40 protein-coding genes and 1 pseudogene are annotated in these 21,404 nt (G+C 48.4%); 38 read left to right on the forward strand and 3 right to left on the reverse strand.

All coding sequences use genetic code 11. The features are described from left to right. Positions 1-34: 34 nt before the first annotated feature. Positions 35-1,402, forward strand: coding sequence for a bifunctional UDP-N-acetylglucosamine diphosphorylase/glucosamine-1-phosphate N-acetyltransferase GlmU (gene glmU / locus EFO84_RS07090; protein WP_127347348.1), 1,368 nt, complete (start codon positions 35-37; stop codon positions 1,400-1,402). 2 nt (positions 1,403-1,404) lie between these two features. Further along, on the forward strand, positions 1,405-3,237 hold the full coding sequence (gene glmS / locus EFO84_RS07095; RefSeq protein WP_127347349.1) for a glutamine--fructose-6-phosphate transaminase (isomerizing): 1,833 nt from the start codon (positions 1,405-1,407) through the stop codon (positions 3,235-3,237). Positions 3,238-3,247: 10 nt separating this feature from the next. Here glmS and EFO84_RS07100 read toward each other — a convergent pair whose 3' ends face one another. Beyond that, positions 3,248-4,222, reverse strand: a complete 975-nt coding sequence (locus tag EFO84_RS07100; RefSeq protein ID WP_348534533.1) for an integron integrase — start codon at positions 4,220-4,222, stop codon at positions 3,248-3,250. Positions 4,223-4,530: 308 nt separating this feature from the next. Between EFO84_RS07100 and EFO84_RS07105 the strand changes: the two genes are divergently transcribed. From EFO84_RS07105 to EFO84_RS07195, 17 genes are all read left to right on the forward strand, one after another. Beyond that, entirely contained in the window at positions 4,531-4,938 is a 408-nt protein-coding gene (locus EFO84_RS07105) for a GFA family protein (RefSeq protein WP_008983313.1), read from the forward strand. Positions 4,939-5,046: 108 nt separating this feature from the next. Next, positions 5,047-5,352, forward strand: coding sequence for a hypothetical protein (locus EFO84_RS07110; RefSeq protein ID WP_127347350.1), 306 nt, complete (start codon positions 5,047-5,049; stop codon positions 5,350-5,352). 87 nt (positions 5,353-5,439) lie between these two features. Then, positions 5,440-5,964 (forward strand): hypothetical protein, encoded by a 525-nt coding sequence (locus tag EFO84_RS07115; RefSeq protein WP_127347351.1) that lies wholly within the window; start codon positions 5,440-5,442, stop codon positions 5,962-5,964. Between the two features lie 862 nt (positions 5,965-6,826). Next, entirely contained in the window at positions 6,827-7,216 is a 390-nt protein-coding gene (locus tag EFO84_RS07130; protein ID WP_127347354.1) for a MerR family transcriptional regulator, read from the forward strand. Positions 7,217-7,275: 59 nt separating this feature from the next. Then, on the forward strand, positions 7,276-7,659 hold the full coding sequence (locus EFO84_RS07135; RefSeq protein WP_127347355.1) for a MerC family mercury resistance protein: 384 nt from the start codon (positions 7,276-7,278) through the stop codon (positions 7,657-7,659). After that, positions 7,641-7,856: a GDCCVxC domain-containing (seleno)protein gene (locus tag EFO84_RS11805; RefSeq protein WP_127347356.1), complete on the forward strand. Its 216-nt coding sequence runs from the start codon at positions 7,641-7,643 to the stop codon at positions 7,854-7,856. The genes EFO84_RS07135 and EFO84_RS11805 overlap by 19 nt, the downstream gene beginning before the upstream one ends. A 150-nt stretch (positions 7,857-8,006) precedes the next feature. Next, entirely contained in the window at positions 8,007-8,270 is a 264-nt protein-coding gene (locus tag EFO84_RS07145; protein WP_127347357.1) for a BrnT family toxin, read from the forward strand. Beyond that, positions 8,260-8,529: a type II toxin-antitoxin system BrnA family antitoxin gene (gene brnA, locus EFO84_RS07150; RefSeq protein ID WP_127347358.1), complete on the forward strand. Its 270-nt coding sequence runs from the start codon at positions 8,260-8,262 to the stop codon at positions 8,527-8,529. Before EFO84_RS07145 ends, brnA (EFO84_RS07150) begins: the two co-directional genes overlap by 11 nt. A 22-nt stretch (positions 8,530-8,551) precedes the next feature. After that, positions 8,552-8,836, forward strand: a complete 285-nt coding sequence (locus EFO84_RS07155) for a hypothetical protein (RefSeq protein WP_127347359.1) — start codon at positions 8,552-8,554, stop codon at positions 8,834-8,836. A gap of 149 nt (positions 8,837-8,985) precedes the next feature. Then, positions 8,986-9,387, forward strand: a complete 402-nt coding sequence (locus tag EFO84_RS07160; protein ID WP_205701956.1) for a hypothetical protein — start codon at positions 8,986-8,988, stop codon at positions 9,385-9,387. 84 nt (positions 9,388-9,471) lie between these two features. Then, a complete protein-coding gene (locus tag EFO84_RS07165; protein ID WP_127347360.1) occupies positions 9,472-10,131 on the forward strand; it encodes an NADPH-dependent FMN reductase in 660 nt (219 codons plus the stop codon). Positions 10,132-10,226: 95 nt separating this feature from the next. Beyond that, complete coding sequence (locus tag EFO84_RS07170) at positions 10,227-10,715, forward strand: Imm26 family immunity protein (RefSeq protein WP_164742400.1); 489 nt, start codon at positions 10,227-10,229, stop codon at positions 10,713-10,715. Between the two features lie 81 nt (positions 10,716-10,796). Continuing rightward, the gene (locus tag EFO84_RS07175; protein WP_127347362.1) at positions 10,797-11,111 is read left to right on the forward strand and encodes a hypothetical protein; all 315 of its coding nucleotides are present in this window, start codon (positions 10,797-10,799) and stop codon (positions 11,109-11,111) included. A gap of 109 nt (positions 11,112-11,220) precedes the next feature. Continuing rightward, positions 11,221-11,526 carry a hypothetical protein gene (locus EFO84_RS07180; RefSeq protein WP_127347363.1) on the forward strand — a complete coding sequence of 102 codons (306 nt, stop codon included), beginning with the start codon at positions 11,221-11,223 and terminating at the stop codon, positions 11,524-11,526. Between the two features lie 84 nt (positions 11,527-11,610). Continuing rightward, positions 11,611-12,087 (forward strand): hypothetical protein, encoded by a 477-nt coding sequence (locus EFO84_RS07185; RefSeq protein ID WP_127347364.1) that lies wholly within the window; start codon positions 11,611-11,613, stop codon positions 12,085-12,087. A 147-nt stretch (positions 12,088-12,234) separates the two neighbouring features. Then, positions 12,235-12,492 carry a type II toxin-antitoxin system Phd/YefM family antitoxin gene (locus tag EFO84_RS07190; RefSeq protein ID WP_127347365.1) on the forward strand — a complete coding sequence of 86 codons (258 nt, stop codon included), beginning with the start codon at positions 12,235-12,237 and terminating at the stop codon, positions 12,490-12,492. Then, positions 12,480-12,782, forward strand: coding sequence for a type II toxin-antitoxin system RelE/ParE family toxin (locus EFO84_RS07195; protein WP_127347366.1), 303 nt, complete (start codon positions 12,480-12,482; stop codon positions 12,780-12,782). Before EFO84_RS07190 ends, EFO84_RS07195 begins: the two co-directional genes overlap by 13 nt. A gap of 66 nt (positions 12,783-12,848) precedes the next feature. Here the strand turns inward: EFO84_RS07195 and vapC are convergent, their stop codons facing one another. Together vapC and EFO84_RS07205 are read right to left on the reverse strand one after the other, a co-directional pair. Continuing rightward, the gene (vapC, locus tag EFO84_RS07200; protein ID WP_127347367.1) at positions 12,849-13,250 is read right to left on the reverse strand and encodes a type II toxin-antitoxin system VapC family toxin; all 402 of its coding nucleotides are present in this window, start codon (positions 13,248-13,250) and stop codon (positions 12,849-12,851) included. Further along, entirely contained in the window at positions 13,247-13,441 is a 195-nt protein-coding gene (locus EFO84_RS07205) for a type II toxin-antitoxin system VapB family antitoxin (RefSeq protein ID WP_127347368.1), read from the reverse strand. Before EFO84_RS07205 ends, vapC begins: the two co-directional genes overlap by 4 nt. Positions 13,442-13,646: 205 nt before the next feature. Here EFO84_RS07205 and EFO84_RS07210 point away from each other — a divergent pair, with 205 nt between their 5' ends. The 19 genes and pseudogenes from EFO84_RS07210 (at position 13,647) to EFO84_RS07295 (ending at position 21,346) form a co-directional block, all read left to right on the forward strand. Beyond that, entirely contained in the window at positions 13,647-13,871 is a 225-nt protein-coding gene (locus EFO84_RS07210) for a BrnT family toxin (RefSeq protein ID WP_127347369.1), read from the forward strand. Then, on the forward strand, positions 13,861-14,130 hold the full coding sequence (brnA, locus tag EFO84_RS07215; protein WP_127347370.1) for a type II toxin-antitoxin system BrnA family antitoxin: 270 nt from the start codon (positions 13,861-13,863) through the stop codon (positions 14,128-14,130). Before EFO84_RS07210 ends, brnA (EFO84_RS07215) begins: the two co-directional genes overlap by 11 nt. Positions 14,131-14,340: 210 nt before the next feature. Next, positions 14,341-15,126 carry a GNAT family N-acetyltransferase gene (locus EFO84_RS07220; protein ID WP_127347371.1) on the forward strand — a complete coding sequence of 262 codons (786 nt, stop codon included), beginning with the start codon at positions 14,341-14,343 and terminating at the stop codon, positions 15,124-15,126. A gap of 46 nt (positions 15,127-15,172) precedes the next feature. After that, positions 15,173-15,865 carry a CPBP family intramembrane glutamic endopeptidase gene (locus EFO84_RS07225; RefSeq protein WP_127347372.1) on the forward strand — a complete coding sequence of 231 codons (693 nt, stop codon included), beginning with the start codon at positions 15,173-15,175 and terminating at the stop codon, positions 15,863-15,865. Positions 15,866-15,939: 74 nt separating this feature from the next. Beyond that, entirely contained in the window at positions 15,940-16,173 is a 234-nt protein-coding gene (locus EFO84_RS07230; RefSeq protein WP_127347373.1) for a CopG family transcriptional regulator, read from the forward strand. Next, a complete protein-coding gene (locus EFO84_RS07235) occupies positions 16,160-16,423 on the forward strand; it encodes a type II toxin-antitoxin system RelE family toxin (protein ID WP_127347374.1) in 264 nt (87 codons plus the stop codon). The genes EFO84_RS07230 and EFO84_RS07235 overlap by 14 nt, the downstream gene beginning before the upstream one ends. A gap of 29 nt (positions 16,424-16,452) precedes the next feature. Then, the gene (locus EFO84_RS07240) at positions 16,453-16,830 is read left to right on the forward strand and encodes a VOC family protein (RefSeq protein WP_127347375.1); all 378 of its coding nucleotides are present in this window, start codon (positions 16,453-16,455) and stop codon (positions 16,828-16,830) included. Continuing rightward, the gene (locus tag EFO84_RS07245) at positions 16,823-17,218 is read left to right on the forward strand and encodes a hypothetical protein (RefSeq protein WP_127347376.1); all 396 of its coding nucleotides are present in this window, start codon (positions 16,823-16,825) and stop codon (positions 17,216-17,218) included. Before EFO84_RS07240 ends, EFO84_RS07245 begins: the two co-directional genes overlap by 8 nt. Beyond that, entirely contained in the window at positions 17,211-17,837 is a 627-nt protein-coding gene (locus EFO84_RS07250) for a hypothetical protein (RefSeq protein WP_127347377.1), read from the forward strand. Before EFO84_RS07245 ends, EFO84_RS07250 begins: the two co-directional genes overlap by 8 nt. After that, on the forward strand, positions 17,822-18,202 hold the full coding sequence (locus tag EFO84_RS07255) for a VOC family protein (RefSeq protein WP_127347378.1): 381 nt from the start codon (positions 17,822-17,824) through the stop codon (positions 18,200-18,202). The genes EFO84_RS07250 and EFO84_RS07255 overlap by 16 nt, the downstream gene beginning before the upstream one ends. A 61-nt stretch (positions 18,203-18,263) precedes the next feature. Continuing rightward, a pseudogene (locus tag EFO84_RS11700) lies at positions 18,264-18,362 on the forward strand (type II toxin-antitoxin system prevent-host-death family antitoxin); the annotation flags it as partial. Between the two features lie 102 nt (positions 18,363-18,464). Then, a complete protein-coding gene (locus EFO84_RS07260; RefSeq protein ID WP_127347379.1) occupies positions 18,465-18,809 on the forward strand; it encodes a hypothetical protein in 345 nt (114 codons plus the stop codon). 4 nt (positions 18,810-18,813) lie between these two features. Continuing rightward, positions 18,814-19,095 carry a DUF167 domain-containing protein gene (locus EFO84_RS07265; protein ID WP_127347380.1) on the forward strand — a complete coding sequence of 94 codons (282 nt, stop codon included), beginning with the start codon at positions 18,814-18,816 and terminating at the stop codon, positions 19,093-19,095. A gap of 14 nt (positions 19,096-19,109) precedes the next feature. Then, positions 19,110-19,316: a tautomerase family protein gene (locus tag EFO84_RS07270; RefSeq protein WP_127347381.1), complete on the forward strand. Its 207-nt coding sequence runs from the start codon at positions 19,110-19,112 to the stop codon at positions 19,314-19,316. 52 nt (positions 19,317-19,368) lie between these two features. After that, positions 19,369-19,734, forward strand: a complete 366-nt coding sequence (locus EFO84_RS07275; RefSeq protein ID WP_240642659.1) for a GNAT family N-acetyltransferase — start codon at positions 19,369-19,371, stop codon at positions 19,732-19,734. 79 nt (positions 19,735-19,813) lie between these two features. After that, a complete protein-coding gene (locus EFO84_RS07280) occupies positions 19,814-20,122 on the forward strand; it encodes a 3'-5' exonuclease family protein (RefSeq protein WP_205701957.1) in 309 nt (102 codons plus the stop codon). A gap of 42 nt (positions 20,123-20,164) precedes the next feature. Further along, the gene (locus EFO84_RS07285) at positions 20,165-20,698 is read left to right on the forward strand and encodes a hypothetical protein (protein WP_127347383.1); all 534 of its coding nucleotides are present in this window, start codon (positions 20,165-20,167) and stop codon (positions 20,696-20,698) included. Between the two features lie 161 nt (positions 20,699-20,859). Beyond that, entirely contained in the window at positions 20,860-21,111 is a 252-nt protein-coding gene (locus EFO84_RS07290) for a type II toxin-antitoxin system Phd/YefM family antitoxin (RefSeq protein ID WP_127347384.1), read from the forward strand. Continuing rightward, positions 21,101-21,346: a type II toxin-antitoxin system RelE family toxin gene (locus EFO84_RS07295; RefSeq protein WP_127347385.1), complete on the forward strand. Its 246-nt coding sequence runs from the start codon at positions 21,101-21,103 to the stop codon at positions 21,344-21,346. Before EFO84_RS07290 ends, EFO84_RS07295 begins: the two co-directional genes overlap by 11 nt. Positions 21,347-21,404: the final 58 nt, after the last annotated feature.

Here is a 21,404-nt window from a genome sequence, read left to right on the forward strand (position 1 = left end):
TATTATTTGTAACATCGCAAGATTGGACGGATTCATGGCGTTAAGTGTTGTAGTCCTTGCCGCTGGCAAAGGCACCCGGATGCGCTCCGCGCTCCCTAAAGTTCTTCACCCTGTTGCCCATAAACCTATGGTGCAGCACGTGATTGACACCGCACAGCAATTGCACCCAAGCACGGTACACGTGATCTACGGTCACGGTGGCGACGCATTGAAAACAGCCCTTAAGGGGCAGGCAGTTAATTTTGTTGAGCAAGCAGAACAGCTCGGCACCGGCCATGCCGTGCAGCAAGTTGTGCCACACTTGGGTAGCGACGAAAAAGTATTGATTCTATATGGCGATGTGCCATTAACCCGTTTGGCTACCTTGAAAACCTTACTGGCCGCCGCAGAGAAAACCGACCTGGCGTTGCTGACCGTCACCCTGCCCGACCCCAACGGCTATGGCCGTATTGTGCGCAGCAAGCAAGGCGCGGTAAGCGGCATCGTGGAGCAAAAAGATGCCAACATTGCGCAGCTGGCTATTACCGAAGTAAACACTGGCATGATGGTGGTGCATAGTGCCTCGTTGAAGCGCTGGCTGGCCAACTTACAAAACAACAACGCCCAAGGCGAATTTTACCTAACCGATATCGTTGCTATGGCAGCGGTCGAGGGCGTGAAAATTGCCACCAGCCAGCCTGACGAGATTAGCGAAGTAGAAGGTGCGAATAACCGCGTGCAATTGGCCGCGTTAGAGCGTGCTTACCAACTGCGTCAAGCCGAGCAGCTGATGATTAGCGGCGCCACCTTGATGGACCCAGCACGCGTGGATGTGCGCGGCCAGGTCACCGTTGGTAGCGATGTGGTGATTGATGCCAACGTTATTTTTGAAGGCCGTGTGGAACTTGCCGATGGCGTGGTGATCGAAAGCAATTGTGTGCTGCGCAACTGCAAAATTGGTGCCGATAGCCGGGTAAAATCTCACTCGGTGATTGAGGGTGCAGAACTAGCTGCCGGTTGTAGCGTCGGTCCGTTTGCCCGCTTGCGCCCAGGCGCTGTGTTGGAACAAGGCGCCGCCATTGGCAACTTTGTGGAAGTGAAAAACACCCGCATGGGGCCCGGCGCAAAAGCTAGCCATTTGACCTATTTAGGCGATGCCGTGGTGGGCGCTGCAGCAAATATCGGCGCAGGTACCATCACTTGTAATTATGATGGCGCCAACAAGCATCTGACCGAAATTGGCGCCGGCGCATTTATTGGCTCCAACAGCTCGCTGGTCGCCCCAGTGCAAATTGGCGATAACGCCACCGTAGGCGCCGGTTCAACCATTACCAAAGCCGTTGCAGCAGGTGAGTTAGCTGTTGCGCGCGGTAAACAAATCACTATTTCAGGCTGGCAACGGCCGGTTAAAAAGGAACAATAAGCATGTGTGGAATTGTTGGCGCGACATCGGAACGTCGTATTAGCGAGATCTTAGTTGAGGGCCTCAAACGGCTGGAATACCGCGGCTATGATTCCGCCGGCTTAGCGGTGTTAAGCGAGAGCGGTAGCATTGAGTGCGTGCGGCGCACCGGCAAAGTCCAGGCGCTGAAAGACGCCATTGGCGATACCCCGTTAGCCGGTACCACCGGTATTGCGCATACCCGTTGGGCAACCCACGGTGGCGTCACCGAAGCCAATGCCCACCCGCACATTTCGGAAAACTGCATTGCCGTGGTGCATAACGGTATCATCGAAAACCATGAAAAGCTGCGCGCGCAATTGCAGGCGCTTGGCTATGTGTTCAACTCAGATACCGACACCGAAGTAATTTGCCATTTGGTGCATCATCAGCGCAAAACAGAAAGCGACCTATTTAAAGCGGTACAAGCCGCAGTGCGTCAATTAGAAGGCGCTTACGGCACGGTGGTGATGGACTGTCGCGAACCTGGCCGTTTGGTGGTTGCGCGTTCTGGTAGCCCGCTAGTGATTGGTTTAGGCATTGGCGAAAACTTTATCGCCTCTGACCAACTGGCGTTGTTGCCAGTGACTCGTCAGTTTATGTACCTCGAAGAAGGCGACATGGCCGACATCACCCGTACCAGCGTGAAAGTTTATGACCGCAGTGGTGCATTGGTGCAGCGCGACGTGCACGAATCAGACGGCCAATACGATGCTGGCGGTAAAGGCCAATACCGGCACTTTATGCTGAAAGAAATTCACGAGCAGCCAACTGCCGTGCGTAATGCTCTAGAGGGTCGTTTAGTGCATGGCCAAGTAGCTGATGATGCCTTTGGCCCCGGCTCTATGGATCTGTTGAAGGATATTGAGCACGTCCAAATTGTCGCCTGTGGCACCTCCTATCACGCTGGTATGGTGGCGCGCTACTGGCTGGAATCCATGGCTGGCGTGTCGTGTAATGTGGAAATCGCATCAGAGTTCCGCTATCGCAAGTCACACGTGCATCGCAACAGCTTGTTGGTCACCATTTCACAATCTGGCGAAACTGCCGATACCCTAGCAGCGCTGCGGCTGTCTAAAGAGCTCAGCTATCGTGGCAGCTTGACCATTTGTAACGTGGCAACCTCATCCATGGTGCGCGAGTCTGATCTCAACTACATGACCCGCGCCGGCGCGGAAATTGGCGTAGCCTCCACCAAAGCCTTCACCACCCAGTTAGTGGGCTTATTGATGTTGGTACTGGCCATTGGCCAACACCGTGGCATCTCAGACAAGTGCCGCAACGCTATTGTCAGCGGCCTGCAAGCGCTGCCAGCTAAGCTTGAAGAAGCGCTGCTGTTGAGCGATGAGATTGAAGCTCTAGCGCCAGAATTTGCAGACAAATTCCATAGCTTGTTCTTAGGCCGTGGTACGCAATATCCGATTGCAATGGAAGGCGCGTTGAAGCTGAAAGAGATCTCCTACATTCACGCTGAAGCTTACGCCGCTGGCGAGCTCAAACACGGCCCATTGGCGTTGATTGACGCCGACATGCCGGTCATCGTGGTAGCACCTAACGATGAGCTGCTGGAGAAGCTGAAATCCAACGTGGAAGAAGTACGCGCCCGTGGCGGCATTATGTATGTGTTCGCCGATAAAGACGCCCACTTTAAGAGCGACACCAGCATGCGCGTGATCAACGTCAGCCATTGTGACGAGCTGATTGCGCCCATCGTTTACACCATTCCGTTACAGTTGCTGTCGTACTTCGTGGCCATCATCAAAGGCACCGACGTAGACCAGCCGCGCAACTTGGCAAAATCGGTAACGGTGGAGTAATTCCACCGTTTTACTGGTTGCTGATTAGCCGATCAAGCGGGCTAGCTGTGCCCGCATAATGTTGACCAATGACGTGTGTATAAATTTGAGTTGTACTCACGTCGTTGTGCCCTAGCAGTTCTTGTACTGTTCTAATGTCGCATCCCGCTTGTAATAGATGGGTGGCAAAGGAATGTCGAAACGTATGACAATTCACCTTTTTAAATATTTTCGCCGCCTTCACAGCAGGTTGTAGCGCCTTGCGCACCACGCTGTCATGCAAATGATGACGGCAAAGAACCCCAGAATATGGGTGCTTACATAGGCTTGTTGCCGGAAAGACAAACATCCATCCAGGTTGTTTATAAGCATTTGGATATTTCCTATCGAGCGCATTAGGCATCGATGGCCCAAGTCCATTCTTGTTATCCTCTATCTGAACAGTCAAAGCTGTTTCGATGGCTTGTTGTAATGGTTCAATAAGCCTTTGGCTAAGAAGGGTTTGCCGATCTTTCTTGCCCTTACCGTCACGAACGGTAAGGGCAGCATGACTAAAATTGATATCTTGCACCCGTAAACGAAGCGCCTCACTTACTCTTAAACCGCTACCGTATAGGAGTTCAATAATCAGCTTATTTCGACCACTAAGCTGGTTTAAAATGCGCTGAACTTCCTCAGGTGAAAGCACTACAGGCAACTGACGCTGTTTAGTGGCAAGGCTAAAATTGAGTTCACCTAGTTCCTGATTCAGCGCTTTGTGATACAGATACACCAAAGCATTTAGAGCAACTTTTTGCGTATTTACAGCAACATGGCGCTCATTAGCCAACCAACTTAAAAAGGCCTTCACCTCTTCCGCGCCCATATCATTAGGGTGTTGTTTTTTATGAAAATAAATAAACTGCCGTATCCAACCTAAATAAGATTTCTCAGTTTTTAAGCTATAGCCACGCAATCGCATATCAGCGCGAAGTTTTTCAATAAAAGGGCTCGGCATCATTAACATCCATGATTTTTGATAATCGTGAGTTAATAAGCATAATCGATCAATCGGCACGCTTCACGGCTCAAAGTCGCACACTTAAAGCTTGCATGTAGGATAAATATGTCCTATTTTCAATTACATAATTTAAACAAAAATAGTGTTATCAGGCGTAGTCGAACAACAAAGTGTGCGTGCTTACTTTGCTGACAAGAAAAGGCGACATTTTAGATGGTTTTTGTATTGTTTTTGGTGAGTTACTAGGTACACCGAACGATTACGACATGTGCCAGAACACTATACAAATGTTATGTGCTCGCAAGGAACCAAGTATGGCTTTAAATTTGAAAGAGGTTGATGGCGTTCCAATCCAAGCTAAACACAAAGCTACCTGCCATTGTGGTTCTGTTGAGTTTGAGCTTGATTTGCCGGATGGTTTGGTTGAATTACGTCGCTGTGATTGTTCGCTTTGCCGGCGGCGTGGAGCAATAGCGGCTTCAATTCCTCTGTCGGGTATAAAAATTATAAAAGGTGAGAGCTTTTTAAAGCTTTATCAGTTTAATACAAAGACAGCCAAGCATTATTTTTGCAGTAACTGCGGTATTTATACCCACCATCAACGCAGGTCAAATCCAACGCAGTACGGTTTTAATGTTGCTTGCCTTGAGGGAATTAACCCATTGAAAATACCAAATGTACCAACCAACGATGGTGTAAACCACCCGGCCGATCGCAAATAATGGCACATAACAAGCAAATTTTATCGCCAGCAAAAAGCGCTGGCTGCGACGTCAACCCGCTGCGCGGCTTTCCGCGCTAAATTTGGGCGTTATGTGTAAGGATGCTTCGTGAAGACTATAGTTTTATACGGATTTGAAGGTGAGTTTGTTGGTGGTAATGAATACGATTACAACCATCCTGAATTGCATCATGTCCATAAATGCATATTATTTTTGGCTCAGGATAGTGAACATCCAGATTTTGAATTCGTGACTACGGAATGCTCAAAGTTTGGCTTTGCCAACTTGAAAAACCTCACTGGTAAGCCGCTAAAGGTTGATGTACTGAATACAGACAGTTTTCGCGGTTTTGCTGGTTTCTACGAAGAAGCATTAAACGAGGGTAGCTCAATTGTTTACTACCCAAACACATAACAAACCGCGTCATTCGGGGCCTCCGGCCCCTGCGACGCTCACAAGCTCGCGCGCATGCGCGGGGCGTTATAACTCACGAGGAAAGAGATGAGAAAGCGTCAATTCAGCTGGATTCTAATTTGCGTTCTCTTTTGGGGTGCTGCAAACGCAGAAACAACCCCAGGTCCAGTTGCTAAAGAAGCGGGTGACCTCGGGCTTGTAATTGTTGCATCCGGCACGCCTAAATACATCGAAGAATGGTTATCTACACCTTCGAGCCATGGAGTAACGATAAAAAGATTAAAGGTGGCAAAGCCTGATCAACTGATCGTAACGGCATTCTTGGTTACAGGCATGTCAGCTAACGATGATGGCAATTATGAATTTAGCGTCTCATTTTATATTCTTGATCCGAACGAAAAGCCAATATTTGGGCAGCGTGATTATGCTAAAGGGAGAGGCGAGTTGCCTTCTAAACCAATGCTAACAATGGCCGACCCTGCATTGGACCTAATACTTGAGGATAGTGATCCAGAGGGAGTTTATACAATATTGGCTCAGGTTGTGGATTTAGTAAATGGAAAAAAAGCTAGTGATTCATATAGCATCAAGTTCATCAAAGGTGATTTATAACAATGCGCTCCAGCCGATTCGTCGCCGCGATGCGGCGCCTTTCGGCTGAGCTTAGGCGTTATGTTTCTAGGTGAATATGTCTAAACTCTGCGCAAATACGTTCAAGCTTTCTGACGTCACATCTGGCGGTATGTTTGGAGTCGCAAGTTTAGGTGCACTACTGTCATTTGTCGTACCTAAAATTGCGTTAGTAGTGGCTGCAATAGTTCATAGTTTATCTTTGGGTAGTGGAGGCTATTTGTATTTCATAGCTTTTATCGGGCTAAACTATCTTACGTTCAGACATAGACCAGTTGCATTATTAGGTCACATTCTCCTAATTTTACTTTTAGCTGTATTTGGTAGTGGTTTTTCATATTTATATACCACTTTGTTTTTCATATATTTATTGCCTTACATCTTGGTGTACATAGAGGCAACGAAACATAACAAGTCAAGCAACCCGGAGGCGGCACGCCGCACCGGTTCTTGAAGCGTTATGTGTATCAGGTTAGGTGAATAAAATGAGCGCTGGAATACCTCTATTTGCGGTAAGTTGTTTAGCGGTTCTTATATTAGTGGCATGGTTGTGGGGCGGTTCCGGTACTTTACGAAGCAGAACGATGATTGCTAGCTTTACCTTGCTGCTTCTGTCTGTATCTTGGTTTGCGTTGCTGTTATTCGGCGTATTTCACCCGGTTGGGTCTTGGGCTATGGGCGTAGGTTTTGTTGTATCAGTAGCGGCGCTCTTCATACCTACCATACATAATAGGTACCAGAAAAATGGAAACACATAACCAAGCCATTAAGTACGCGCACTTCGTGCGCCGGACCTCGTTTCACTCGGCCGCTTATGGCGGGCGTTAAATACCAATCATAGCCTATGAGAATCGGTGAGCTTGCAAAAAGTGCGGGAGTTTCGGTTGAGACGGTTCGTTACTATCAACGGCGGGGACTTCTGGATATTCCAGAGTGCCCATACGGAGAGAACCGGCACTACTCGACTTCGCACCGTGATCGTCTGTCTTTTATCAGGCGCGCTCAAGCGCTTGGGTTCACGCTATCGGAAATTGGCACCCTGCTTGAACTTTCAGCATCCGATTGCTCGGGGGTCGAAAGCGTAGCTAAGCGTAAATTGTTGCTGGTGCGCAAAAAATTAATTGATCTTGCCAAGATTGAAGCTGTTTTGGAGCAAGCCGTTGCTAGCTGTAAAGATCGTAAGCCTTATGCGGGCTGCCCCATCATAGAGAGCTTGATCGACGAAGAACCTTGACACCGTACCTAGGTACGGGATTTATACTGACAGTGTCTCAATAATCAAGGTCTCTTACAATGAAAGAATCTCTCCTGAGCTTTGGTGGTATCGGAAGCGGTGTGGCAGCGGTAGCGGCTGCGACTCCATGCTGTTTTCCGGTGCTTGCTTCCGTTGCCAGCATCGTCGGTTTATCAGCTTTACTGCCTTACTCCGAGTACATTGCTTACATCGTGCAAATATTCGGTTTGCTGGCAGTTGTTGGTGCTTATCTGTCATTTCGCAAACATGGCAAGCATGGGCCATTAGCCTTAACCGTATTGTGCTTTAGCGCATTGTTGGTTGTTTATAACATTTTTCTACTAGGATGGCTGCTTTACTCTGCGCTGGTTGGGCTGGTAGTAGCTGCCATTTGGAACACTTTGGAAGCCAAGAGGTGTAATCAATGCATAACACAAGCATAGTGCTTCAATCGGAAATCACTTGCCCGCACTGTGGTTATCAAAAAACTGAAACCATGCCAACTGACGCATGCCAATATTTCTATGACTGCGAGTTCTGCAAAAGGGTCCTAGAACCAAACGCCGGAGATTGCTGTGTTTTTTGTAGCTTTGGTTCGATTAAATGTCCTCCAATACAGGAAGGCAAGTGTTGCGAGTAATGGCATTTAACAATCAAATTTTATCGCCAGCAAAAAGCGCTGGCTGCGACGTCAACCCGCTGCGCGGCTTTCCGCGCTAAATTTGGGCGTTAGCAGGCACTTCTTTCTAGCTATCTTGCCAAATGAGTAAAAAAGGAATAATTTATACTCATGCACATTTTCGAGTTTGATAACGATAAGAGCCAAGCGAATCTAGAGAAGCATGGAATCAGTTTTCATGACGCGCAGGCCTTATGGGATGACCAGGATCTTCTTGAGGTTCAAGCAAAGACGGTCGATGAACCACGCTACCTCGTTATTGGTCTTATTGGTAGCAAACACTGGTCTGCTGTTATCACTTACCGAGGGGAGAAAATTCGTCTCATCTCGGTAAGGCGCTCGCGTAAGAGAGAGGTAGAGTTGTATGAAAGCTAAAGATTTTGACACGAAGTTTGATGAAGGTGCAGATGACATCATTGATGATCTGGATGTCAAGAGCGCACGGCGGGTAAACCAGGAAGCGAAACGTATTAACGTAGACTTTCCTGCTTGGGTAGTTGAGTCACTTGATCGCGAAGCTGCTCGAATTGGCGTGACTCGGCAGTCGATTATTAAAGTTTGGCTTGTAGAGCGTTTACGGGCTGAAGCTGCTAACAAACCGCTGAAAGATGATGCCGCAAGCGGCGCACGTTAGCGGAGCGTTATGTGGTGATGCAATGAATCGTCGCTACGATGTATTTGATTTCGTTGTGATGGTCGGCTTCGTGCTGATCGTCGTGGCACTTGGACTGTTTTTTGTATTGCAGGCAGCCGATACCTTTGAGGTTTTGGTTACCTTGGGGCTGTGGGTGATTTTCTCTTTTTTCATAACAGCACTCGTGCATGGCGTCGCTCGGGGGATCCCAAGGACCGAAGTGAAGGTGCCCAAAGGGTTTGCTTTGCTCGCTTTCAGTATCAGTGGAGCATTGTTTCTATCTGCCTGGGTCATTCGTGGCACATAACCAGGCGCTCAAATGCGTTACGGCCACGAAAGGCGTGGCCTCCACCGGACAGCCACTGCTTCGCAGAGTCTGCCGTTTAGCATAGCGTTATGCCGGTTGAACAATTACCGTCAGCCTTAGAAACAACAACAGTTAAAAAGGAAAAGTAAATGTCAGTATTTATTAATTTTCGACTGCTCATGATTGCTGGCTTAAGTTTCATTCTTTCGGCATGCGTTAATTTGCCCGGGCATCGCCAAACAATAGATGAAGATAATTTCTATTTACATATCACTGCCCCTTCTAAGGCTATAAAAGAAGAAATTCGTTTTAACGCAGAAGAAACAGAACTATTATTTTTACCCGAAAATGCTCAGATCGAGTTAGTTGTTGCAGATGATATCGGAAAACATCAGCTCACGATAAAAGAACACCAAGGTTCTATTGTTTATCACTACAGGTTAAATGGACGTAAGACGACATTTGGAGACAAAGAAAAAGAGTGGTTCGCATCACAAGTCCCTTTAATCATTGAAAAATCTAAATATCGAGATGGTCCGAGTCAGGCATAACAAACGCCAGCACAACGCGCCTTTGGCGCTCGACTCGCAACAAGTTGCTCGCGTTATGCATGATGCTAACCACATGGAGTTTTTATGAAATTATTGGTTTTTTTGGGCACCGTGCGTGAAAGCACTCCTCCGACACCAGCCCGACTGGGTGTTCGTGTAGCGAAAGCAGTTCTTGAATGCCTGAAAAGTCGATGTAAAGGCTATGAAATAGAGCTTATTGACGCTAAAGATTACCCACTAGAGGCTGTATTCAAGCCGCACTTCGCGTATCCCAAAAGCAAGGCCCCTTCACAGCTCGTCGAGCTGGCTGAAAAGATTGAAAGTGCCGATGGATACATTATGGTCAGCCCCGAATACAATCACTCAATGAGTCCGGCGCTTGCCAATCTTTTGAATCATTTTGGCAGCTCTTTATTTTCCTATAAGCCAAGTGCCATCGTTACATACTCGGCAGGCCAATGGGGCGGGATGCGTGCAGCAATTGGAATGCGTACATTTCTTTCAGAGCTGGGCTGCCTGCCGGTCTCTTCGATGATACATGTTCCCAAAGCGCAAGAAGTCTTTGCCGCCGATGGATCAATGCAGGCCGGGGAAGACAAGGACGCTTGGTTCGATTATTTCATACGAACATTCAACCAATTGATTTGGTGGGCCCAGGCGGCACATGGGTATCGAGTACAAGTTGACCCGCATAAGCTGGTAAAAGATTTCAAGAAGAATCCCTCTGAGCGAAACGCGCCTTAAGAGAGGGAGTTGCATAACAATCGGCTGCACAGCGACCGACTTTCCGCCGCTTAGCGGCTCCAAACCGGCGCGTGAGCCGGGCGTTAGGTGATCTCGTGGCATTTCCCGAAACCAACATCGAATTACAACTACCATATAGAAATCATCTAAAGGTAGGTGATGTTTTTAGGCTCAAATATCCTGCCGAACGGTACTTTCTCGGGCAAGTTTCGAGTTTAAATGCAAAGGCAGGAGGTTTCGATGATTGTATCCTGATTAATGTTTTCGCATTCGAACACTCCTCGCCAAGGGATATTAGTAGCCTGCCTTCTCTCGAATTACTAATTGCACCTCTTTATATAAATCGACTCGGCTTTTCTAGAGGATATATGCCTGTTATTGGTAATACTTCAGTCATGGAAACTTCATCGGAATATTGCTATTTTGATGTTTTATACAAGAAATATTTAGATTCAAAAGGGAACGAAATCTCAGATCCTAAAGGCTTGGTAGGTCCTTGGGGCTTAAGTAATTATTTGGTCATGGACGATCTAATCAGTGAAAAACTTGGTTTACCAATCAAAGGTGAGTCGTATGCCACCTAACAAGGCGCTGCTACGGAAATTTTACTCGCTAGCGCTCCTAAATTTCCGCACAGTGCAGCGTTAAGGTTACAAGGAAAGCAAGTGAAAAAGTTTAGATACGTTTGTTTATTATTTATTTTTAGCTTTGTCGGCTGTAGTGAAAAACCAGCTGATATCATTACTTGTGCTGGTGCAGTTTCTGAAGGAAGTGTTTGGGTTTCTATTTCAAGTGATAACCAAGTAACTATTGGTAGCTCACAATTTTCTGAGAGTTTGCTTCGTTCAAAACATCAAGTGGTTAAGCAGTCTTGTGATTCTGTCATAGTTATAATTCAAGCTGATAAATATGCTAAAAATAAAGTAGTTTATGACACAATCCAAAAAATAAAATCATTGGGCTATCAAGTGTCGCAGTAACCCTAACAAACCAAGTAAACGGGACAAATACGCGCAGGCTCCCGTCACTTCGTTCCGTATTATAGCCTGCGTGAAATTGCCCCTTCTTGGGGCGTTGGGTGGACACACCATGGATCGTGAAACTGTGAATAGTATTGAAGTACTCGATACCGGAGAGCTTTTTCTAGGCCTTGAAGGCAGGGGCAAACCGATGTATCAGCATGTCTACAGAGAAGCGGCTGGGGTCTATTGGGATGAAACCAGGAGCGGCTTTAAATCCACTCCTATGAAGGACTGGAGTTACTCGCAGTGGTACAAGCAAATTGTGGCGATTGTCCGCTATATAGGAGTGGAGCTAGCTCTTGCCGATGATGTCACTTGGTCTGGCGTATCAGAAGAAGAAAAAGCGGAAATTGAGCGTGTCAAAGCCATCTAACCAAGCCATTAAGTTCACTCCCTACGGTCGCCCGACGCTCGCAAGCTTGCGCCTCTGCTGGCGGCGTTACAAGGCAAGCGAGTGATGAGTTACCTTCACGTTACAATCAAAACGAAAAGCTCGGATGGCTGGCTTTGTATCTTCAAAGATTTGTCGGCATCTGACCTTAAACGAAGCCTGGTTAAGCCCTATCGGCTCGGAAAACCAATCTTTTACGATGGCAATATACTTTTTCCAAGTGAAATCACGCACGTGAAGATCACAGAAACAGAAAGCCCGCATGAAGAAGAATTAGAAGTCGTGCAAGAAGAAAGTTATAGAGATGTCCAAGAATTCAATCGCACAAGCTCAAGCGTCGTTTTGGTAAGTGCGGGCTATGGGTATAGTGACTATGAAATCAATGAGTGTGGCAAAGACGTAACCAGCTCATACATAACCAGTGGGCCCGGAGTGGGCACCCCATTCACGGTGGTCGCTGAGTTTATTAGGCATCCCTGGGTGGTGCGCGTCGTTGGCGGCTTGGTGTTTGTAGCCGTGGCTGCATACTTGGGGCTTAAGTAAAATGCCTTGTAACAAGGCCATTAAATTCGCTCCCTACGGTCGCCGGACGCTCGTTCCTCGCGCCGTTTATGGCGGGCGTTAGCTGGGATTGCCTTACCCGTAAAGTGATACTATAGTGTCACTTGAAATTTAGAACAGGGTGAACCCATGAAAGTTGAGCTAGTTACGAACCTCAAGCGCCAAGCTACAAAGATTCTGGCAGATCTGCACTTGTCGAAAGAGCCCGTATTGATTACGGAGCATGGCCAGCCATCTGCATACCTTGTTGATGTGCAAGATTATGAATTCATGCAGCGTCGGCTTGAGCTGCTTGAGGGGCTCTCTCGGGGAGAGCGTGCTGTACTTGAGGGAAGAACGTATAGCCAAAGTGGGGCCAGAGAGAAACTGAGTAAATGGCTGAAGTAGTCTGGACAGAGTCAGCCCTCCAAGAACTTGATGCTATTGCTGAGTATATTGCTTTGGACAATCCTGCTGCCGCAAGCGATCTCGTTAAGGAAGTTTTCGGTAAGACAGAGCGTTTGGAAAATTTCCCCAAATCGGGGCGGATTCCTCCAGAGCTCCCGGATTCGGTATACAGGGAGGTAGTGGTTCCACCGTGTCGCATTTTTTATCGTGAGGATGAGCAGCGGGTTTTCGTCCTCTATGTCATGCGAGAGGAGCGGCAACTTCGTGCGTTCATGCTTGGAAACAGCTAACAATCCGCGTCATTCGGGGTCTTCGACCCTTGCGACGCTCACAATTTCGCGCGCATGCGCGGGGCGTTATGTTTCCGGTAGCGCCGAGATCAAACCAAGATGGTCAACGAACGGAATGAAGTCTCGATCAGTAAATAGTAGCGGCATTTGTCTTTCGATGCAGAAAGTCGCAATAATGACGTCAGTGGTTTTACGGATGGTGATTCCTTTTTTACGGAGTGCACGATAATTTTCAGCACATTTTTCAGGCATACCTTCGCCAAACAACTCGAGCCTGCCCAAGGTCATCAGTGTCTGCTTGGTCAGGCTATATTCGCTGTCGTTCCGGATGCCTTGAAGAATTTCTAGGAAAATCAGATCACCCATGGCGACGGTACCCGCTACAATTCCTGCATCCAGGGCATCCGTATGCTGGCTCAGAACTCCGTTAAGGTAGTCGATCCAGACACTGGTATCGACCAGAATCACTTGCCGCCTCGCATCTCTTCCAGGTCACCTTCCCATTTGACTCGGCCACGCAGCTTGCGAATTTCCTGTTGCTGGCTTCGTAAGACAAGCAGTTTAAGTCCTTGTTCTACAGCTTCTTTTTTAGTGCTGCACCCGGATGATTTGAGGGCCGCCTCCATCAGGTTGTCGTCTATTACTATGTTGGTTCTCATAAATCACCTAGCCATGTGTATGAATGGGATATATGTACACACTCTAGCATGGGTTAAAAAACATAACAATCCGCAGCAATCGATCCCTTTGGTCGCTCGGACAGCCAAAACGCTGCGCTTATTTGGCGGCCTTTGCGCGGGGCGTTAGCAGCCACTTCTTTCTAGCTATCTTGCCAAATGAGGAAAAAGGGAATAATTTATACTCATGCACATTGTCGAGTTTGATAACGATAAGAGCCAAGCGAATCTAGAGAAGCATGGAATCAGTTTTCGTGACGCGCAGGCCTTATGGGATGAACCACGCTACCTCGTTATTGGTCTTATTGGTAGCAAACACTGGTCTACTGTTATCACTTACCGAGGGAAGAAAATTCGTCTCATCTCGGTACGACGCTCGCGTAAGAGAGAGGTAGAGTTGTATGAAAGCTAAAGACTTTGACACGAAGTTTGATGAAGGCGCAGATGACATCATTGATGATCTGGATGTTAAGAGCGCACGGCGGGTAAACCAGGAAGCGAAACGTATTAACGTAGACTTTCCTGCTTGGGTAGTTGAGTCACTTGATCGCGAAGCTGCTCGAATTGGTGTTACTCGACAATCCATCATTAAAGTTTGGCTGGTGGAGCGTTTGCGAGCTGAAGCTGCCAACAAGCAGCTCAAAAGTGACACCGCAAGCGGCGCGCATTAGCGGAGTGTTAGTGTTTAATAAACGACCACTCATCGTCACTCTTCGCCACTCAAAGCTGCACACCTAGTGCTTGCATGTCCGATAACTATGCCCTACTTTCAAGTACATATTTTAAACAAGCGAAGTGTTATCAGGCGCAGTCTGGCAGCTAAAGGCAGCACATAAAGTCGAACACACGTAACCGACAATTTCAACGATAGGGAGAGGGCTGTGAACAACGCATCGAAACCACTGAGTGAGTCGGTTTTACGCCGTCTTACTAATACCGCCGTCACCATGTTTCTCGGCCAAGCAGCGAACTACGAGGCAGCCGCTCGACCCGGTTTGCAGTTAGCCTTGTGCAACGAGGCGGTTGCTGACATGAATATGTTGATTGTTGGGGCTGGCGCTGACTCGGATAACTTGCAGAGCATGTTGAAGTCATGTCTGGATCGGCAGCTGCCGTTTCTGGCCATCATCTTCCCTGAGGCCGACCAGGCGCACGATGAAATTTTATCGGATATGGGCTTAGTCTATGCGGTGGATTTCCCATTTATGGTGCGTGATGACATGCCGCTCGAGCCATCCGGCAATCCTGACGTTGATGTTGTTTGCGCGTCTGGCGCTGCCGATGCCGATGCCAGCGCAGATGTGATGGTTTCAGCCTATAGCATGCCCAAAGACAGCGTGCTTCGAGCGTTGCCTGCATCGTTGTTCGAAGCGACAGGAGTCGATGCTTTCGTCGCTCGTAGCAATGGCGACACCGTTGGAACCGTTACCTTAACCTATCACGGCGATACCTGCGGCATCTGGGCGATGGGCACAGATGCGTCGCGCCAGCGTGGGGGCATCGGTCTTAGACTGCTGTCGACAGCCATGGCGCAAGCTCGCCAGAACGGAGCGCGGCGTTTTTTCCTTGGTGCAACGCCCGCGGGTTACCGTCTTTACGAGAAACTTGGTTTCCAGACTGTTTGTACGGCCCGCGTCTGGGTATCCGGCGAAAGCCACCAGGTCTAGCTGAGCGTTCACAGGCCATTATGCTGCTTAAATCGAGGCCAGTGTATTGATCGGGCTTATACTTATTGCTATTTCATGGATTCTTTTTCGACTACAGGGACGGTCGCTTTCGGCGTTGGGTTTCAACAAACCCTCGCAGCGTCTGGTTGAGTTTACCGCGGGGCTTATGCTTGCAGGCCTGTTTGCCGCTGCGCAGTTCATTTTAATTTCACATTTTTCCGAGTTTCATTGGGTGCTGAATCCAGATTTTAGTGCGGCTATGGCATTGGAGAGCCTGCGCTGGAACGTAAACTCGGTGCTTTACGAAGAACTGGTATTCCGCGGCTACCTGCTCTACAAGGCCATTGAGTTGCTCGGAGCGAGAAAAGCCTGCTTATTATCCGCCGCAGCATTCGGGGTTTATCACTGGTTTTCCTACGGTGTTTTCGGAACTTTGGTGCCGATGGTCTATGTGTTTCTTTTAACCGGTTCTTTTGGGCTGATGCTGGCTTATTCCTTTGCCATGTCAAAGTCAGTGGTGTTGCCAATAGCACTTCACCTAGGCTGGAACATTGTGACGATATTGATATTCTCCAATGGCCCCATAGGCGCACAGCTGCTTCTGCCCAGTACAACGGAACCCATGGCGATGAGCGCCTTCCAACAGATCGTTACCAGCCTGGCAGTGCCACTTGGCTTGGTTATCTTGGTGCTGTGGCTCGTGACACAAAAGGTGCGTCGGTATGGTCAATCAGCCTGAAACCACTCTAGTGCCGTTGATGTTTTGACGCTATAACGCTATAGTGACATAACGTTAAAATTGTGAGGCTTCCAATGAACGAACTATCAAAACGCTCAACGGTCTATTTCGATCCACAACTCCATGCCGCCCTTCGTCTGAAAGCCGCGCATACCCAGCGTTCACTGTCTGACATTGTCAACGATGCTGTGCGCGCTGCGCTCGCCGAAGACCAACAAGACCTTGCCGCATTCAATGAACGAATCGCCGAACCGACTATGAGTTATGAAGCGTTGCTTGATGATTTAAAAGCGCATGGCAAGCTATAGTCTGGTCGTTAAGAAGTCGGTTGCCAAAGACTTAGAAGGTATTCCCAAAAAGGACATTCTGCGTATTCTTGCTTGTTTGCAGGGGTTAGCCGATAACCCGCGCCCTGCCGGTTGTGAAAAGCTTTCAGGCCAAGAGCGCTACCGAATTAGACAAGGCGTTTACCGAGTTATCTATGAGATTACTGATCGGCAACTGATTGTCACCGTGGTGAAAATAGTTCATCGTAGTCAGGTGTATCGCAAACCTTAATTGTTATTACCTCAACCGGAGTGTGTTCAATGTTTAGTCATATCATGATCGGTGCTAACAGCATCGACGAATCGAAAAAGTTTTATGATGCCGTGTTAGGCGCGCTTGGCCATAAGCCGGGCGTGTTAGATGACAAGGGGCGTTGTTTTTATTTTACCGACACCGGCGTGTTTGCGCTGACCAAGCCTATTGATGGCAAGCCGGCTAGCTGTGGTAATGGTAGCACCGTGGGTTTCGCGGCAAAAAGTACCGAAGCCATTGATGCATGGCATGCTGCTGGTCTACAAGCGGGCGGCACCGACTGCGAAGATCCGCCAGGCTGGCGCGAAGGCCCAACTATGAAGCTCTACTTGGCCTACTTACGCGACCCTGCCGGCAACAAGATCTGCGCCCTGCTGCGTGGCTAACCGACAAGCGGCGCTGCAATGCGCCGCGCTATTCTTCGCGGTTGCGGCAACAGCGTCGTTGTCGGCGTGCACCACGGGGCGGTTGGAATACCTGACGCCTGAGGGTGAACGTAAGTATGCGTGCGCTACGGAGTACACCTGGCAACCCAGTGTCGATAAGTATGCCGTGGAATATGTGCTTGCGCATTGTGCCAAACAGGCGCAAGCGCAGGGGAATACGGTGGTTGATACGCGCTTGCTGACGCTTGATTTGTCATTGCCTAGGCCTCCTGAAGGCCGGCAATGGACACACGAACTGGCCAAGCAACAGCATCAGTCCGGCCAGCTAACAGATCAGCAATACGGCTATATCATCGCGTATTTAGACCTTGGTCTGGATAGTGACTAAAATACAGGAGTCTATTGGTTTGTATCGAATCGCTTTGTCTTTCCTGCTCATTCCGCTGCTCGCAGGTTGCGTTTCCAAGCAAGACTTAGGTGGTTTGGCAACGGTATCGGCACTGATCGTCGCCGTGCCTTTGGTGCCGGTAGCCGAGGCTTACCATGTTATCAATGATACCGAGGGTAAGGCCGCAGAGCAGCAACAACAATGGCGAGCTAGCTTTGACCCTGTGTACCAACAGCGAATTACCATCATCGATAACCGTGATCCGCGTGCCGATGCCGAGCGCAAGTTTGCCGCCAATACCCTCGGCTTTTTTCCGATAGAACGCGACAGTAAGTTCTTAATTGGCATGAATTGGGGTAAGAATGAGGTTGATGGCGTAGCCAATCAGCAAATCATCGATAGTGACGAGGAGTTGACGACTTTGCAGCAACTATTTGCCGATGACCCGACTCACCAACAAGTTGCTGGTCACCGCTACAATAGCCCTGTTTACGACTGCTTTGTCGCAAAAGCGTTCACCTATCGAAAGGTCTATAACCAGCGACTCTCTGAGCTGAGCGGCTTGTATTCGGTGAGCTTAAGCAACCAACAACGAGATAACCCATGTCAGACTCCATGATACTGAAGGGTATTGGACAAATTGCTATTACCGTCAGTGATATTGACCAAGCGTTGGCTTTTTATAGCGACTTACTGGGCTTGCCACTGCTGTTCCGCGCTGGGCCTAACCTAGCATTTTTGCAGGCGGATAGCGTTCGCATTATGCTCACTACGCCACAAGGTGCTGGAGCTATTGGTGCTAACTCGGTACTGTACTTTAAAGTGACCGATATCAATGCAGCGCACAGCGAATTTGTGCGCCGAGGAGCGGTCAACGAGCGTTCACCGCAATTAGCAGCAAAGATGCCCGACCATGACCTCTGGCTTGGCTTTTTACGTGATCCGGATGGCAACCTAGTTGGCTTGATGGAAGAGCGGAGCTAATTCGATGTAAGCGGGAACAAAATACTATAGTGTCACTATTTGATGCCAGTAGGTGAGAGCCATGAAAGTTGAACTTGTTACGAACCTTAAACGCCAAGCAACTAAAATCTTGGCCGAGTTGCATGCCTCAAAAGAGCCGGTATTGATTACCGAACCCGGCCTCGCCGAACTTGACGCTGTCGCAGCATACATTGCGCGCATTAATGCTTAATGAGGCGTCACCTAACCACCTAGGTTGAGCCAACCATAAGGAATCTTTACCATGAAAAAATTAGTGACTGCCCTATTTGCGATGCTGTTTGTCTCGCCTGTTTTGGCTCAATCTGTATTTCAAGTTGCTAGCCATGTATTCCACCACGGTGAATTGGTCGCAAGCCCAGTGATGTTGATTGAAGCCAATAAAGAAGCGTCCATGAGCATTGGTGACGACTTCTATTATCAACTGACGGTATCACCGAATGACGATAATACCGTGAGTATTGTGACTCGAGTTACTGTCGCCGGTGAGACTTTTGAGCCATCACTCATTGTTGCCTATGACCGCGAAGCGATTATTGAAATTGGTGCGCAGAAATTGAGCATGGTCATTTCTAAAGCTAGCCACTAACAGCATGAAAGCTGTAAGACTGGCCGTTAAGATTATTCCGGGGGCCTCGCAAGAGAAAGTTGTGGGTATGCTCGGCGATGCGCTCAAGATCCGTGTGCGGGCGCAGCCTGAACGGGGAAAGGCCAATGCTGCCGTGATTGCGACATTGGCCAAATTTTTGCAATTGCCAGAAACGGCAGTGACTATTTGCGCGGGCCACACCTCTGCCAGTAAAGTGGTTGAGATACAAGGGCTTTCGCCCGTTGAGTTACAACATAAACTGACGACATTCGGGAAGTCATCGTAATAAGAGGAAACCACATGCCATACGTCAATGTGCAAATAACCAAAGGCGCAACCCGTCAACAAAAAGCTGAGTTGGTCAAAGATATAACCGACTCATTGGTTCGGGTGCTGGGCAAAAAGCCGGAGTATACGCACGTAGTGATTCAAGAGATTGACGATGAAAATTGGGGCTTCTCGGGATTGCTTACCGATGAATGGAAGCGACAACAAAAAAATGGTTAGCTTTCAACCGTGCTCTGATTTCGTTGCGGCGGCCGCGTTAACGTTAAGCAACATGCAAAGCTATTATCATCACTATGGCGTTGATTGGGATGCGCGGCAAATTGAAGCCATGACCCGTGACTTGGTGAACCTTGATATTCTGGCCGATGGCCAAGTTGTTGGCGTGATGCGCCTGTCATTCGATGAAACTAGCTGTATGGTGCGCGATTTACAGGTAGACCCGCGCCAGCAAAATAAGGGCATCGGCGCACAGGCTCTTAGCGAAGCGAAACGTTTAGCACAGGCACAGAACCTGCAACGCCTGCAACTGCGGGTATTCACCATCAGCCCAGCGGCGCGGCTGTATCAGCGTTTTGGCTTTACCCTTAGCCATCGCGATGAGCGCTTCGATTACATGGAGCTGTCACTGACCGTTTGACGTTGCCATTTTTTCGTCGCAATGAGGTGATGATTGCCTATAATTAGCGTTGCGCCACAACTCATGGAGTAGCAAGCTGATGTCGGAATTTCAACATTTTACAGTATTAGCCGAAGGCATGGTGGCTGACCTTGATAGCGATTTTCAATGCCCCGATGGCCCGGCTTTTATGACTATGAAGGCCTGGGCGACGGATGCCGACGAAGCGGCCGATATGCTGATACAGATAGGTAAGCATCTGGGTTTTCATGCCATTGGCGAGTTGCAGATTTTCATCACTGATTCGGAACAACCACCCGAGCCCCAGCCGTACGGCTATGGAATTAACTTTACGCCCTTTGATGATGACGCCATGGATGACGATGAGGACAGTTCTGAGCTCCATTGATCAGATAAACAGCGCTGGCAAAACATACATGGAGTTATATAAATGAAGAAAATAGTACTGTTCGTTGTGCTGTTACTAACTGGCTGTGCCAATATTCCATTGGCCACCATGCTGGAAATGCGCTCGTTTGATCAAAATAGTTTTGTGCAGCTAAATCCAGAGGTGATTCGCACCAAGATCCAACTTGATGAGCCGGTCAAGATCGATCTCGATAGCGCTGAATTATCGTTGGCCATCAACAGTTCTAAAGGGGTGCGGCTATTTCAATTTCCGTTGGAGCTAGTGAGTGAGCAGAACATTGCGCCAGAAGAGGGGTTTATCTTTACTACGCCGGGCAAGACTGAATACACGCTGAAGCTTTCTGCTGAGGCTATTCGTAGCTTTGAAGAAACCCAGCACGTGGTGGCGAGCGATGCCGGCAGCGAATTCGATATCACCGTACGTACTGGCTTTGACGATTTACCTGACCATATTGATGAAATTCGCCTCTCTATTTTTCTTTTGCTCAACGAACAGCGCGGCTACATCACCTTGTTTGAGGACGCTGAGCTCGCAATTAATCGCGATGGAGAGTAACACCGCATGACGGTGACCGAAGCGTTGGCAGTTACTGAAGCCGCCGGGCCCATTGCCTTCACCTCCGCTAAATAATCTGGCAAAAGCTGATTGTTTGACCTAATATAAGACCATTATTTTGGTCTTTTTTTTGGCTTATATTTAGGTGTGAAGAGGTGGTTATGCAGCGTGTTTTAGCGAGCTTGTCAGTCAGCGTTTCAGAATTGAAGAAAAATCCTTCGGCACTCGTGGAGCAGTCCAACGGAGCGCCTATTGCAGTGCTAAATCATAACAAGCCAGCCGCTTATTTGATCCCGGCTGCTACTTATGAGGCGCTGATGGAGCGACTTGAAGACTATGAACTCGGTCAGCTTGTTGAGCAGCGTCGTGATGAAAAATCACAGGCCATAGCGGTATCGGTCGATGAGTTATGAGCTGTATTTCCTGCCAAGCGCGCTGAAGGAATGGCAAAAACTATCGCCAACTATTCAGTATCAGTTTAAAAAGAAGCTCGTTGAACGGCTTGCTAATCCGCGAATCGCAGCGCACAAGTTAAGCGGCTACGATTCTGTGTATAAAATTAAGTTGCGTGCTGTTGGCTATCGTCTGGTTTATGAAGTAATCGACGATAAACTCCTCGTTTATGTCATTGCAGTGGCTAAGCGTTAAAATAATGCTATTTATAAGCGCGTTAACCAGCGATTATGACGCCAACGGATAGCTACCA

Source organism: Pseudidiomarina mangrovi, from assembly GCF_003999375.1.
Taxonomy (GTDB): Bacteria; Pseudomonadota; Gammaproteobacteria; order Enterobacterales; family Alteromonadaceae; genus Pseudidiomarina; species Pseudidiomarina mangrovi.